Below are 14,128 nucleotides of genomic sequence, written 5' to 3'. Positions count from 1 at the left end.
TCTAGGGGGTCATTGGGATCCCAGCCTCCATCCGGCTCAGGGCCAGGCTCATCTTGTCCAGCCACTGCAAAAGGTTCTCCAGTTGCTGCGCCGCCGGCACCATCCCCAGCCCTCGCACCGTCACCTTGCCCGGTTGGTAGACAAAGCGAGGCTGCAGGTGAGTGGGCAGAGCCTCTTTCAGGCGATTCCAAGCCGGCTCCTCCATGGGGGTTTCCAAAAGCACATGCTCTTTGGCCGGTTTGATGCGGGAAAAGCCCAGGGTGCGGGCCAGGATCTTCAGCTCCATCACCCGCAGCAGCTCCTGGGTAGGCTTGGGCAGGGGGCCAAAGCGGTCTTGCCATTCTTGGGCAATTTGCAACAGCTCGACCCGAGAGCCGGCAGCAGCCAGGTGTCGATAAGCCTGCATCTTTTGATCTTCGTCGGGGATATAGCTTTGCGGGATCATGGCGGTAACATTCAGGTCGATTTGCGTGTCCTCCACCTGCGGGATCTCCTGGCCGCGAATTTCTCGAATGGCTTCTTGCAGCATTTCCAGGTAAAGATCGAAGCCCACCGCATTGACTTGCCCGGATTGTTCCGTTCCCAGCAGGTTGCCAATGCCACGAATTTCCATATCCCGCATTGCCAACTGATAGCCGGATCCCAGTTGGGTAAATTCCTGAATGGCCTGTAGGCGTTTGCGGGCCTCCTCGGTGAGGATCCCGTCTTCTCGGTAAAACAGCCAAGCATGGGCTTGGATCCCAGCCCGGCCCACCCGCCCCCGCAGCTGGTATAGCTGAGCCAATCCAAACTCCTGAGCATTTTCAATCAAAATGGTGTTGACGCGGGGAATATCCAAACCGGATTCGATAATCGTCGTGCAGACCAGGATATCGATTTCCCCATTGTTAAAAGCCAGCATCGTTGCCTCTAGCTCCCCTTCCGGCATCTGCCCGTGGGCAATGGCAATGCGAGCACCGGGCACCCACTCCCGCAATTTGGCACTGGTTTCTTCGATGCCTTCAATGCGGTTGACGACATAGAAGACTTGACCGCCGCGATCCAACTCTTGGCGGATAGCCGTGCGGATGACTTCGGGGTTGTAGGGAGAAAGGTGAGTTTTGATAGGCCGGCGGGAAGGAGGCGGAGTTTGGATCAAGCTCATTTCCCGCAAACCCGACAAGGCCATATACAGAGTGCGGGGAATAGGGGTGGCGGTGAGGGTGAGTACATCCACCTGGGTTTTGAGAAGTTTGATTTTCTCTTTTTGGTTGACGCCAAAGCGCTGCTCTTCGTCAATAACCAAAAGGCCTAAATCCCGAAATTGCACATCCTTGCCCAAAAGCTGGTGGGTGCCCACCACAACATCCAGTTCGCCACTCTTGAGACGGGATAGGATTTCTTTTTTCTCCTCCGAGGTGCGGAAGCGGTTGAGCAAGCCCACTTGAATAGGATAGGGAGCGAAGCGCTCTTTTAAGGTGTGATAATGCTGCTGGGTGAGAATGGTGGTCGGCGCCAAAAGAGCCACTTGCTTGCCGGCGGTTACGGCCTTGAAAATGGCGCGGATGGCCACTTCCGTTTTGCCAAAACCCACATCTCCACACAGCAGCCGATCCATAGGGCGTGGAGATTCCATATCCCGCTTGATCTCCTGGACAGCTCGGAGTTGATCCGGCGTCAGGGGATAGGGGAAAGAATCTTCCAGCTCCTGTTGCCAAGGAGAATCGGGCGGGAAGGCATAGCCCTCCTGTTCGGCGCGTTTGGCATAGAGCTGCAGCAGGTCAAAGGCCACTTTTCGCAGGCTCTTTTTCACCTTCTGTTTGGTCTTTTCCCAGGTGCTGCCGGACATCTTGTGCAGGGCAGGTGGTCCATCCCCGCTGGCGCGGTAGCGGGAAAGGGAGTTGACCTGGTCGGCAGCCACCCGCAACAGGCCATCGCTGTATTGAATAACCAGGTACTCGCGGGTTTCGCCCCCAATGGTGAGGCTTTCTAAGCGCAGAAACTGGCCAATGCCATGGGCCTTGTGAACGACAAAATCCCCTGGCTTGAGCAGGTTGGGATCCACCTGGCGAGAGCTGGCCTGGCGGCGCTTGCGCACATAAGTAGGGGTGGCCAGGCTGTGCTGGCCGAAAAACTCGCGGTCGGTGAGCACCACCCACCCCAAGGTGGGCAGGAGAACCCCCTCCAGCTCGGCCAGGCCGGAATACTTGAGGGCCACTGGGGTGTAGGACTGCAGCTGGCGCTCGATGGCCGGGAAGTCTTTGGGATTGGGCACGTACTGGGCGGGGCAGTCGTGTTCCTGCAGCAGAGCTACGGTGCGGGAGGGCTGGGCAGAGAGGATCCACACCTGCAACTGCTGCTTGCGGTACTCGCGCAGGGTTTTGGCCAGGGATCCAAACTGGTGGGGAGCAGTAGGCACAGGCCGGCTTTTTAGGTCAAGGGCAGCTTCGGCTTCGCCAGCAGGGGCAAAGGTGCGGGCCAACAGGCAGGGGAAGGGATCCCAGTCGGGAGCATGGAGATCGAAGGGGCGGTGAAAGGGCTGCAGAGCCGGCTCCGCAACCTGGGCCTGTTTCCACTGTTCTTGGGCGTGGTAGAGCCACTGCTGGCTGTGGGCCTGGCACTGCTCCGGCTCGTCGATCAGGATCAAAGCCTCGGGATCCAGATAGCTCAGCAGGTTGGCTGGCGGATCGTAGAGCAGGCCGAGAAAACGGCGCAAGCCCTCCGGAGGAGACGGCGACTGCTCCAACTGCTGCCGCAGACCCTGGGAAAGCTGATCGGCTTTTTCCTGCAGAGCCGGCCAGAGGATGGGCCCGTAGCCGGTGGGAGTTAGCCAGACATGGGGGATCCCGTCTTGAGAGCGCTGGCTCACCGGGTCAAACTCCCGCAGCCGCTCCAGCTCGTTGCCAAACCACTCTAGGCGCACCGGCCACTCGCAGGCCACCGGGAAAACGTCGAGAATATCGCCTCTCTGGCTCCACTCCCCTTCGCTTTCCACCAGGCTTACCCGCCGATAGCCCAGACGAGCCAACTGCTGCCCCAACTGCTGCGGCGACATCTCCAGGCCGGGTTCCAGCTTGAGGCAAAAGGCCCGCAACACCTCTGGGGGAGGGAGGTGGGGTTGGAGGGCCCGCTCTGTCGCCACAATGGCCATGCCCTTCTTCCCCTGGAGGCAATCGGCCAGCACCTGAAACTGGCCCCACACCAGCTCCGGTTCCAGGTCAAAAGGTTCGTAGGGGGAAGCCTCGGAGGTGGGGTAGAGCTGCACACTCTCCCAGCCCATGCCCTCCAGTTGCGCCGTCCAGCGGCCTGCCTCCTCCAAGGTGGCAGTGACCACCAGCAGGGATCTTCCCTCCTGCTGGGCCAAAGCCGAGGCGATCAACCCCTTGGCAATCCGCCCTGCCCCCTGCAGATTTGCCCGTCGCTGCGATCTCAAGCAGGCGGCCAGCTCTTGAATCAAGCCAGATTGGGCCAGAAAGCGCACCAGCGGGATAAACGACATCTTCCACCCCACACTGCAAACTGCGATCCCAACAAGCAGGGATCCCAATTCTGGCAGGCTCCGGGGACAATCAGCAGCCGTCTGCTGGCGCTGTAGACGGGAAGTCGCCCCTTGCTGGGAATTGCTCCTCGATCTATTGGGACAACAGTTTTGTTGTTTAAAGACGAAGAAAACCAGAACCCTATGTCAATGGCCTGCCAGTTTTTGGCCGCTAGGTTCACAGAGGGCTTTTTGCTTTGTAGTCTAAATCACAAAAAAAGCCTATACTTCACAGAATCCTAAAATTAACCTTTAGAGTCGGACGGCCTGTCAATTGTCTTAGCCAAGATTCGATGTTAGAAGGAACAACGAACTACGGCTTTCCCGGCCTCATCTGATGTCTGCCAGTCAGCAAGATGTTTTTCATGCAAGAGATGTAGCTGTATCAATTGCAGCAGATGTTGTCGGAAAAAGCTGTATGGGTCAATTCATCTAAACTTGGTACAAATCATGTTTCTGGATACCGTTGCCCTTTCTCGTCTACAGTTTGCCCTCACGGCCATTTTTCACATGTTGTGGCCGGTTTTAACAACGGGGATGGCCATTTATCTCGTTGTGATTGAGGGACTTTGGCTAAAAACCCGCAACTTAGATTACTACCGCCACGCCCGTTTCTGGTCAAAACTCTATGTGTTGAACTTCGGTATTGGCGTGGCCTCAGGCTTGCCAATGGCCTTTCAATTTGGCATGAACTGGGCACCCTTTTCCGAAGCGGTGGGAGATTTTTTTGGAACCATCCTGGGCTTTGAGGGCACGATGGCCTTTATGCTGGAGGCCAGCTTTCTGGGGATCATGCTGTTCGGCTGGGAGCGCGTCCCGCCGGTGATTCACTGGATCTCGACGATCCTGGTGGCCTTTGGCGCCAACTTATCCACCTTTTGGATCCTGACGGCCAACTCTTGGCTGCAGACGCCGGCAGGTGGCGTGTTCGTCGATGGGAAATTTGTGGTGCGGGACTACCTGCAGGCCATTGTCAACCCCTTCATGGTCAACAGCTTTCTGCACATGTTTTTTGCCACCTTGGAAACCTCTTTGTTTGTTATCGGTGGCATCAGTGCCTGGTACATTCTCAAGCGGCGGCACAGCGAGTTCTTCTCCCGCTCCCTCAAAGTGGTCTTGGCAATGACCCTGGTGATCGCCCCTTTGCAGGTGTTTGTCGGCCATCTAAGCGCGGAGCAAGTCTATCGCTATCAGCCGGCCAAGCTGGCGGCCATGGAGGCCCAGTGGGAGACGATCCCTGCCGGCGAGCGGGCAGACTGGAGCCTGTTGGCTGTGCCCAACGACCGCGAAGAGCGCAACGAGTGGGAGGTGAAGATCCCTGGCGCGCTGGGCTATCTGCTGGAGTTCAAACCCAGGCTGGATCGACCCATTCAAGGGCTCAAAAGCTGGGATCCCCAAAATCGTCCCCACATGGTTGGCCTCATCTACTACTCCTTTAGGACAATGGTGGCCATTGGCCTCCTCCTAGCCGGGCTTGTCGGAGTTACCCTTGTGCAATGGCTGAGGGGCAAGCTCTCAGTGGAGGCCCTTTCTCAGCAAAAGTGGCTGATGAGAGCTTGGATCTTCGCAGCACCCCTGGGATACATCGCCGTTGAAACCGGTTGGATCGTCCGCTGTGTGGGTCGGCAGCCCTGGATTGTGTATGGACAACTGCGCACGGTGGAATCGGTTTCGCCCCTGCCGGCAGGAGAAGTGCTGTTTTCTCTGGTTGGCCTGACCGCGTTGTACACTGTGTTCTTCGTTGCCGCTCTCTACTTTGGCAGCCGCATCATCCGCAAAGGGCCCAACCTGGAGTTGCCCGCTCCTGCCCCGGCAACGCAGCCGGTGATCGTGGTCGAGCCTGCCCGCCACGAGCCAGATCGCCGTCCTGCAGAAGCTCGGTAGCAGCAGTTTGGTAGCCATCTAACTGGTGACTCCAAGTAGCAACAGGGCAACGTAGCAGGCCCATTCCCCACAGCAGTGAAACCCTTCGCTACGTCAACTCCCAACTTCCCTTCCCTGGAGGGAGAGGGACTGGGGATCGCCATCGGGAACTGTCTCGCACTGGTCAGAAATACTCAAAGCAGAGGGAACAGCGATGGAATCTTTTGAGCCTTTACAGCGGTTTCTGCCCCAGGTTTGGTTTTTTATCCTGGGCCTATTCCTATTTCTCTACGTTCTGCTGGACGGGTTTGATCTGGGAGTTGGTATCCTCTCCCTGACGGCCTCCAGCGAGACGCGGCGCAGCATTCTCATGACCAGCTTGGGCAATGTTTGGGATGCCAACGAGACGTGGCTGGTGTTGATGGGGGGATCCCTATTTGGATCTTTTCCTCTCGCCTACGCCACCATTCTCAATGCCCTCTACATACCCTTGGTGATCATGGTGGTGGGCCTGATCTTGCGGGCCGTTTCCTTCGAGTTTCGGGAAAACGCCGACAACAAGTTGGTGTGGAACCTAGCCTTTGGAGTGGGCAGCTTTTTGGCAGCCTTGGGCCAGGGATTTGCCTTGGGCAGCGTCTTCGAAGGGATCCGCGTGGACGAAGCCGGCCACTTTGCCGGCAGCCCCTGGGATTGGCTGACCTGGCGCACGCTGTTGGTGGCTCTTACTTTGATCCAGGGCTATGTGTTAATCGGCTCAGCCTACCTAATCGTTAAGACCACCGGCGAGCTTCAGGAAACCTACTACAAGACGGCAACCATCGCCACCTGGACAACTTTACTGGGGGCAGTGTTTATCACCATCAGCACTCCTATCATGTCCGAGCAGGCGCGTGCTCAGCTTTTCTCGCCCCCCCTTTTCTACATCTTTGCTGCCATCCCAGTTCTGGGACTTTTGTTGGTGGCGTTGTTGCTGCGCAGCCTGCGCCGGCGGGAAGAAAATAGCGTTTTGGTTTACACTTTTTTGATCTTTGCGCTTTCTTTTATCGGCTTGGGGTTCATGGTCTTCCCCAACATCATCCCCCCCAGCGTCACCATCTACGAAGCGGCAGCCTCCCCCAGCTCGCTGGTGTTTATGCTCACCTTTATTGGCTTTCTGATCCCGGTTATCTTGTCCTACAACATCTACAACTACGTGGTGTTCCGGGGCAAGATCGTGGTGCAGGAAGTGGCGGCGGAAGAGGCCAAAGTTCCAGAGGCAGTTTAAGCTGGCCTGAGGATGCAGCAATAACCCCGCCCGGTGATGGGCGGGGCAATTTTTTAGGTGCAATCGAACGTCTACAGAGAAAGGCTCTCACTCTCTCTTGAGCCATTGCCGGATCTGCTCGGCAGCTACATCGCGACCTCCCAACCCAAAAGCCAACGCCACCGCCACGGCAATCGCCCCCAGAACCAGACCAAAAGCCAACACCACAATGTCGGTGGCCACGCCCATCTGCTGCAGGGCCATGGCGCCAACAAAAACCAAGATAGCCACCCGCGCCGCCTGGGCCAGTACCCCTGAGGAAGGGCTACCCAAGCTCTTGATCATAGAGTGGGCCAAATTGGCCAAATAAAGACCGATCCCAAACACCAGGGCGCCGATGAGCACCCGACCGGAAATCAGCAACAGCCCCTGCACAATGTCGGTTAGGGCGGCAAACTGCAGCAACTCCACTGCCGGCACCGCCCCAAACAAGACCACGCCTACCCAGACCACCAAGCCGGCGATCTCGGAGGGAGTGCGACGTTTGGCAGCGGGATCCCCTTCAGGCTCAGGAGCAGCGGCCAGGGGCAAGCCCAGCCCCGCGACCAGACGGTCAAAACCCACCGCCTGCAGCAACTGGGTTACCAAGCTGGCCAAAAATTGCCCCAGCAAGTAAAAGACGGCCAGGATCAAAGCGGATCCCGCGATCAAGGGAATGGCCCGCAACACCTGCTCCAGCATCGCCACCGCCGGATCGGAGATGGCCCGAATTTCCAAGGCATTCAGCGCCGCAATCACCGCCGGGATCAACACCAAGACATACACCACCGTCCCGACGATCTGGGCCAACTGGGGAACGCCAAAGCGTGCCCCCAACCGATTTGCCCCTGCTGCCACCAACAAATTGGAGACGATCCCACGCACGATGCGGGCCAAAAACCAGCCCACTGCACCGATGATCAGCGCTCCCAAAATCCGCGGCACCATCGACAGCAACTGATCCAGCAGGTTTTGCACCGGCTGCAGCGGCCCCTGCAGGTTCAGGGTATCCAGGATGATCGGCAAAAAGAACAGCAGAATCAGCCAGTAAAGGGCATTGCCCAAAGTTTCATTCAGCAGGAAAGGGGTGACCTCTGTACCTCCCTCTTGGCCGGTTGGGGTTCCTTCTGCACCTGCCTCACCGGCAGTGCTTTCCTGTTGCAGAGGCCGGGCCAACTGCTCATCGAGGTTGAAACGCCGCAGCCCCTGGATGACCGCCAGCCGAGCAACAGTGGCCACCACCCAGCCCACAGCCAGCAGCACCAGCGCCCCACCCACCCGTGGCAGATAAACGAAGATTTCCCCCAAAAACCTGTTGAGCGGATCGGAGACAGCTTGAAGCTGCAGGGCATTCAGTACCGCCACCAACACAAAAGCAAGAATCACCCAGTAGACGGCAGCGGCCACCCAGCGCTCCGTTTGGGGCAGCTTCTCGCCGGGCTTTTGGCCCAAAACCCAAGCAGCCAAGCGATTGTCCAGTTGCGTCCTCTTGAGAAGTCCTCTGATGCCGAAGGCTACTGCCGTGGCCACTATCCAACCCAGAATTAAGATGGCAATCGCCGCAAGGAGATTGGGCATAAAATCGATAAGCCTAGACCAAAGACTGACGACAAAAGAGATGGCCTCATCTCCAATGGTGTTTCCAGAGGTGTCCATAATGATCCTCACAGCTTGAAAATGCTCAGGATGGACAGATAACAAGTGTAGGTTAACCTGAAGTGTTTTTTCAGGCAAGTTGGCCAAAGGGGGAATATGATATGAAAAATATATATTGAGGCAGAAATATCGGATCTCGAAATAAAACTTCACATTCTATTAACCCAAGGGCTCCAGCCATCAGTCAAAGCTCCGATGGGCCATCGAACGGCAAGGATCGAATTCAAGTTGTTGATACCGCAGATTATAGCTTTTCCCCACCGAGCAGGAGCTTTGTAGATTAAGTCAGGATCTCTGTTGTGCGATGGATGCGGCTGCATTGGCTAGAGTCAGTGTTGCTGGGAGGAACTGCAGCGGGCAGTTTGCATCCACAGAATGAGAGCATTTTGATGACCTATATAAAGAATCAAACGGGCAATCGACACTCGGTCAATGGGTTGGATCCCCTGTAGCCTTGATATGCTTAGCCTATTGGCTTGCTCACTGTCTGGCCTAAGGTGTATCCCGAAATACGTTTGCAGTTCTTCAATTTACAATTGATAGCCTTCTAAATCGGTTTCTTCCAATACACCAGCGCATCTTCTCCGTTGTAATACCCCTTGCGACGTCCCAGCCGTTGAAACCCTGCCGATTCGTACAGGCGGATTGCCGCTTGATTGGAAGCCTTTACCTCCAGAGTGGCCCAGCGGCAGCCTGCTGCTCTCGCTTGGTTCAGCAGTTCTTCCAGAATCCGCCGGCCCAAGCCCTGTTGCCGGTGCTCGGGATCCACCGCCAGAGAGATGATATGTGCTTCTTCTTCAATGCGCCAGAGAATGCCGAAGCCCACCAGCTCTTTTGTCACCTGCGTCGGCGAAGTGGGGTTTGGAGAGGGAAGGGGAAACTCGGCTCGGCCCGAGCCACACGAAGCGCCAACGGCAGCGGGTTCCGCCACTACCCCAATCACCGTGCTTGTGGGTCGTTCCAGCTCCGCTCGATATCCCTGTTCTCCCCAGTATCCCCCATAGCACCGCCGATCCAGCTCCAGCAGTTGGGGCAGGGCAGTGATGTCCAACAGCTGCAGCCGATAACTCGTACCGCTCATGGTGGCCTAGTCTCGCAATTCGCAGAATTCCGCCAACAACAACTGCCCCAAGGGATCGTCATCGGGAGCCGCGTAGGGCAAGGCTCTGCGGCTGATGCTCAAGATGTTGCCCCCCGATTGGGGATGGTGCTCCGCACCGCTTTCGAGAACAGGCTTGAGTTCGTAGTCGATCCCTTCGGTGAAGCCGGCTTCCTGTAGGTAGTCTTGGGCGGCTTTGAGGATCCCTTCTCGCAGTTGCGCTTTGACCGCAGGGGCCATGAGGTGGCGAACAAACCACTGGGCGCTGGCGGGATCCACCTCGGCGAGGTATCGAAGGGCAGGGGTCAACACGGCGGGGCGCTCTTGGGGGGAGAGGCGGTTGACCTGCTGGGCTACCGCGGGCACATCCCGCCGTTGCATGGCCTGGATCAGGGCTTGAATGTCTGGGGAGAAGGAGGGATCCGACACTTGGCTCATGGCTGGGGGTACCAGAGGGATTCGAGGGTGCGGACAAGGGCTGCTGCTTCGAAAGGAGAGGGAGCAGTCGGCAGACAGACGGTTACATGGCCCAGTTTCCGCCCTGGGCGGGCAGGGGTTTTGTGGTACCAATGCACCGTGGCATTGGGGAGCTGGGCCAGGCGCTGCCGCTTTTCTGGGTAATCGCCGGTGGAATGCTCATAGCCCAAGAGGTTCACCATCACTGCCCCCCCACACTTGAGGGAGGGATCCCCCAAGGGCAGGCCGAGGATGGCCCGCAGGTGTTGCTCGAATTGTGAGGTGCGGCAGGCTTCTAGGGTGTAGTGGCCGGAATTGTGGACCCGCGGCGAGATTTCGTTGATCCAGATCCCGGCCTTGGGGTGGGGCGGCGGCACCCAGAACAGCTCGATGCCAAACACGCCAACTGCACCCAATTTTTCCATCAGATCGGCTGCTAAGCGCCGGATCTCCGCCTCGGTGGTTGGGGGGATGCGGGCAGGCACCAGGACGTGGCGGCAGATTTGCTCAATCTGCACAGTTTCCACCACCGGGTAAACCCGGATCTCTCCCTTCAGCCCCCGCGCTACCATCACCGCCAGCTCCCGCTCGAACGGGATCCATTCCTCCAGCAATAGCGGGATCCCCTCAGATTGGCTAAGGGCCTGCTGCAAAGCCGCTCGCTCGTGCAAGATGCGGGTGCCCTGCCCATCGTAGCCCTGCCGCCGTCGCTTGAGCACCACCGGAAAGCCCAGTCCAGCCAGGTCTGCCGAATCCAACACCGCCTCCAGCGGAAAAAAAGTCGGCACCGGCAACCCCAACCGCGCCAGGAACTGCCGTTGGTGCAACTTGTCCAGCAGCGGCTCTAGCGTGCTGAGGCTGGGACGAAAGCGGGATCCCTCCGGATCCAGTTTTTTCAGCTCCGGCAGAGGGATAAACTCGTTTTCAAAAGTAACCACCGGGCAGCGCTCCAACAACTGGGCCGTGGCCTGGCTGTCGGCTGTGGATCCCCAAACCACCCCATCGGCCACTGCCACCGCCGGATCGGTGGGAGCAGCAGCCTGCACCACCAGCGGGATCCCCATCTGGCGAGCTGCCAAGGCCAACATCTGCGCCAACTGCCCGCCGCCAATCACCCCCACAGGTTGGGATCTCTGGTCTTTTGAGGATACCTGGGTTTCCACAGCCGTACCGTTATACTGGGTGGTGGGCCGCTGTCCATTGCTTCTGGGATCCAGAACCCCATTATGGGATCCCTTGCCCTCCAGCGCTAGGAGAAAAACGGTGGAACCCTCTCAACCCTCTGAGCTGAGAGCTCTAATCAACCGGGCTTTGGCGGACAAAGTCTTGACTCGCGCCGAGCAACAGCAGATTCTCAGTGCCGTCATGGCCGATCAAGAAATTTCCCCAGAAGAGCACGAGCTGCTGGAGTCGGTTGTGGAGCGCCTGAACAGCGGCGAGATCCGCGCCGTCGATTAAACCCTGTCTTCAGGTTGAGATTGCCCTCAAGACTTTGGAGAACTAGACTCCAGTCTGTCCTCGAACGCCGGGTATTCTGCTTGTATCCTTGGGCTCATCCCGTCGGGTGGATCGCCTAGAATAATCCACAACCCACCTCTTTCTGCTGCCATGAGTTCTCACTCTTCAGATTGGTTCACGCGGGCTCGCCACATTTTTTACGGCACGGCCACTGCTCTGGTGGAAATCCTGCAAGACCCGGAAAAGCGCACCGAAAACCTCAACCGCCTTTCGATGGACTTGGGCCAACTGGCGGCAGAGCTGGAGCAAAAGGGAGAGTTGATCGAGCAGGAGGCAATTCGTTACGTTGAGAGTCTCAGGGATCCAGCCGCCAACGCCCCCTCGGCAAGTCCTGACTCTGAAGCGCCTGTCGAGAATGCTCCCCCGACACCAGCTTCCTCCCCCAACAAGCCGGCTATCTCCAGAGAAGAGATGGCTGAGTTGATGGAGCTGATCCACCAGATCGAGTCCTTGCGCCTGGATTTGGAGCGGTTGCGCACCTCGTCCTGAGTCCTGTGCGGTTCGATATCCTTACCCTTTTCCCCGAATTTTTTGAAACGCCGCTGCGCATTGGGCTGGTGGGCAAAGCCCTACAGCAGGGGATCGCCGAAGTCCACTGCACCAATCCACGCGACTTCGCCACCGATAAGCACCGCCGTGTCGATGATGAGCCCTACGGGGGTGGGGTGGGCATGGTGCTCAAGCCAGAGCCTTTCTTCGCTGCTGTCGCCTCCCTGCCCCGGTTGGATCCCTGCGAGATCATTCTGCTGACGCCCCAGGGGCAACCGCTGAACCAGGCGCTGCTGCAGGAGCTGGCCCAGAAAGCGCAACTGATCCTGCTGTGTGGCCAGTACGAAGGCTTTGACGAACGCATCCGCCAATACCTGGCCACCCGCGAGGTGTCGCTGGGGGATTTTGTCCTGACCGGGGGGGAAATTCCGGCGCTGGCCCTGATCAACGGCGTGGTGCGGCTCTTGCCGGGCACTGTGGGCAAGGTAGACTCGTTAAAGAGCGAAAGCTTCCAGGCGGGGCTGTTGGACTATCCTCAATACACCCGCCCGGCAGAGTTTCAGGGGCACAAGGTGCCGCCGGTGCTCCTCTCAGGCGACCATCAAGCCATTGCCCGTTGGCGTCTGCAGCAGCAGTTGGTTCGAACCTGGCAAAGGCGGCCAGACCTGTTGGCCAAGCGCCCCTTGACCGCCGAAGAGCAACAGTTGTTGGCAGAGGGGTTGGCGGAGCAGCACCCTGGCGTGAACGATGTGGAGAAATAAATCATGCTCGGCAAGCTTCTCAACCGTCTCCTGAATCCATCGCCCGTCTGCTGGCGTGGGATCCCCTCGCCCCCAGTGCTGCTTCTGGTGGGAATGGCCTTGAGCTCGGTTCTGAGCGGTTCTGGGGTGGCCCTGGCCCAAAGCGGAAGTGTCAACGATGCCATTCGCCGCGACAGCAATCCCCCTCTGTTCGATGGCACCAGCATCAACGTCAACGATCTCTTCCGGGCTGCCGACTTCCTCTCCCGCCAGAATGCTGCTTCCCGCTGGGACGGCAAGGCCAGCGTTGATGCTGCTGTGGAGCAATTTAACCAATCCCGCCGCCGCTCCCTCCCGCTTTCTCCCGGTTCCTTGGCACCTGAGCCCACCCCCACTCCCTAAGGTTGGATCCCATTCCCGGTAAATCTGTTAGGATCGCAAAGCCGATCCCGTGCCTGCTGAAATGCGGTACACCGTTTTCGGGATCCATTAGGAGAACACCGCCGTGGTTAAGAGCACCCCCTCCAGCAAAGCCGATACGGAGCAGCGTTTGGATCCCGCCAGCCGGGGTCACTCCAAAGACAGTTCCACCGCACCCAAAGGGATCCCGGGTTTTATTCAAGAGACCCGCACAGAATTAAGCAAGATTGTTTGGCCGAGCCGCCGGCAATTGATCGGCGAGTCGGTAGGGGTCTTACTGATTGTGTTGGCTTTTGCTTCCTTCATCTACCTGGTCGATCAAGTGTTTGCTTGGGTAGCCACTCAGCTGTTCTTGTGATGTTCTGTCCTGAGGGGCAAGAGAGTCATGTTCAAGGATGGCTACAGGGAGGATGTGAGGTGATGAGGCCAGAGCAGCAGCGAAAACGTCGTGGGGGCCGTGTGGAGCACTTTGAGCCTGCAGACGCGATCCCGGAACCGGACGAGGGGGAAGGTCAAGAGCGTCGTAACCTGCGCTGGTACGCCGTGCAGGTGGCTTCCGGCTGCGAGAACAAAGTGAAGAGCACCCTGATGCAACGGGCGGCTGCTTTGGATGTGGCGGATCAAATTGTCGAGGTGGTGATCCCGAAGCGGACGGGCTTCAAGCTGGATCGATCCGGCAAGCGCCAGGAGCAAGAGGAGAAGATTTTTCCCGGCTATGTCCTGGTGCGCATGGACATGAACGACGACACTTGGATGGTGGTGAAAACAACCCCCAATGTGATCAACTTTGTCGGCACCGAAGAAAAGCGGGCCTACGGTCGCGGTCGGGGGCATGTTACACCGCGTCCCCTCAGCCAAAGCGAAGTCCAGCGCATCTTCAGCAGCGTCGAGGTGGAGGAAGTGCCCCTCAAAATCGACATGGCCCCTGGGGATCGCATCGAGGTGCTGTCCGGCCCCTTCCAAGGTTTCTACGGCGAGGTGGTGGAAGTCAGCCCAGAACGGGGCAAGCTCAAGGCGTTGATCTCGATTTTCGGGCGCGATACCCCGGTAGAATTAGAGTTTGGTCAAGTGCGAAAAGAGGTGTAACT

The 14,128-nt window shown here is 58.0% G+C and carries 13 protein-coding genes; 8 read left to right on the top strand and 5 right to left on the bottom strand.

Annotated features, from left to right (window positions below):
• Position 1: 1 nt before the first annotated feature.
• On the bottom strand, positions 2–3,478 hold the full coding sequence (gene mfd / locus ACVWY9_RS07585; RefSeq protein WP_457387959.1) for a transcription-repair coupling factor: 3,477 nt from the start codon (positions 3,476–3,478) through the stop codon (positions 2–4).
• 489 nt (positions 3,479–3,967) lie between these two features.
• On the opposite strand from mfd, the gene ACVWY9_RS07580 reads away from it, so the two are divergent.
• Both ACVWY9_RS07580 and cydB read left to right on the top strand, forming a co-directional pair.
• A complete protein-coding gene (locus ACVWY9_RS07580) occupies positions 3,968–5,401 on the top strand; it encodes a cytochrome ubiquinol oxidase subunit I (RefSeq protein WP_457387958.1) in 1,434 nt (477 codons plus the stop codon).
• Positions 5,402–5,594: 193 nt separating this feature from the next.
• Positions 5,595–6,644 (top strand): cytochrome d ubiquinol oxidase subunit II, encoded by a 1,050-nt coding sequence (gene cydB, locus ACVWY9_RS07575; protein WP_011432837.1) that lies wholly within the window; start codon positions 5,595–5,597, stop codon positions 6,642–6,644.
• 87 nt (positions 6,645–6,731) lie between these two features.
• On the opposite strand, the gene ACVWY9_RS07570 is transcribed toward cydB, so the two are convergent.
• From ACVWY9_RS07570 to ACVWY9_RS07555, 4 genes are all read right to left on the bottom strand, one after another.
• Positions 6,732–8,318: a mechanosensitive ion channel gene (locus ACVWY9_RS07570; RefSeq protein ID WP_148202712.1), complete on the bottom strand. Its 1,587-nt coding sequence runs from the start codon at positions 8,316–8,318 to the stop codon at positions 6,732–6,734.
• A 547-nt stretch (positions 8,319–8,865) separates the two neighbouring features.
• Positions 8,866–9,399, bottom strand: coding sequence for a ribosomal protein S18-alanine N-acetyltransferase (gene rimI, locus ACVWY9_RS07565; RefSeq protein WP_011432840.1), 534 nt, complete (start codon positions 9,397–9,399; stop codon positions 8,866–8,868).
• A gap of 6 nt (positions 9,400–9,405) precedes the next feature.
• The gene (locus ACVWY9_RS07560; protein ID WP_011432841.1) at positions 9,406–9,855 is read right to left on the bottom strand and encodes a hypothetical protein; all 450 of its coding nucleotides are present in this window, start codon (positions 9,853–9,855) and stop codon (positions 9,406–9,408) included.
• The gene (locus ACVWY9_RS07555; protein ID WP_011432842.1) at positions 9,852–11,036 is read right to left on the bottom strand and encodes a 5-(carboxyamino)imidazole ribonucleotide synthase; all 1,185 of its coding nucleotides are present in this window, start codon (positions 11,034–11,036) and stop codon (positions 9,852–9,854) included. The genes ACVWY9_RS07560 and ACVWY9_RS07555 overlap by 4 nt, the downstream gene beginning before the upstream one ends.
• 100 nt (positions 11,037–11,136) lie before the next feature.
• On the opposite strand from ACVWY9_RS07555, the gene ACVWY9_RS07550 reads away from it, so the two are divergent.
• The 6 genes from ACVWY9_RS07550 to nusG all read left to right on the top strand — a co-directional run bounded on the left by ACVWY9_RS07550 (position 11,137) and on the right by nusG (position 14,126).
• Positions 11,137–11,331, top strand: coding sequence for a hypothetical protein (locus tag ACVWY9_RS07550; protein ID WP_041436399.1), 195 nt, complete (start codon positions 11,137–11,139; stop codon positions 11,329–11,331).
• A gap of 150 nt (positions 11,332–11,481) precedes the next feature.
• The gene (locus ACVWY9_RS07545; RefSeq protein ID WP_414522948.1) at positions 11,482–11,880 is read left to right on the top strand and encodes a hypothetical protein; all 399 of its coding nucleotides are present in this window, start codon (positions 11,482–11,484) and stop codon (positions 11,878–11,880) included.
• Positions 11,881–11,885: 5 nt separating this feature from the next.
• Complete coding sequence (trmD, locus tag ACVWY9_RS07540) at positions 11,886–12,641, top strand: tRNA (guanosine(37)-N1)-methyltransferase TrmD (protein WP_011432845.1); 756 nt, start codon at positions 11,886–11,888, stop codon at positions 12,639–12,641.
• 3 nt (positions 12,642–12,644) lie between these two features.
• The gene (locus ACVWY9_RS07535; protein ID WP_011432846.1) at positions 12,645–13,022 is read left to right on the top strand and encodes a hypothetical protein; all 378 of its coding nucleotides are present in this window, start codon (positions 12,645–12,647) and stop codon (positions 13,020–13,022) included.
• 103 nt (positions 13,023–13,125) lie between these two features.
• A complete protein-coding gene (gene secE / locus ACVWY9_RS07530) occupies positions 13,126–13,398 on the top strand; it encodes a preprotein translocase subunit SecE (protein ID WP_011432847.1) in 273 nt (90 codons plus the stop codon).
• Between the two features lie 62 nt (positions 13,399–13,460).
• Entirely contained in the window at positions 13,461–14,126 is a 666-nt protein-coding gene (gene nusG / locus ACVWY9_RS07525) for a transcription termination/antitermination protein NusG (RefSeq protein ID WP_011432848.1), read from the top strand.
• Positions 14,127–14,128: the final 2 nt, after the last annotated feature.

This window comes from Thermostichus sp. OS-CIW-31 (assembly GCF_054060305.1).
Note: the sequence above shows the minus strand (reverse complement) of the source record. Positions and strands in the feature narration are given on the sequence as shown.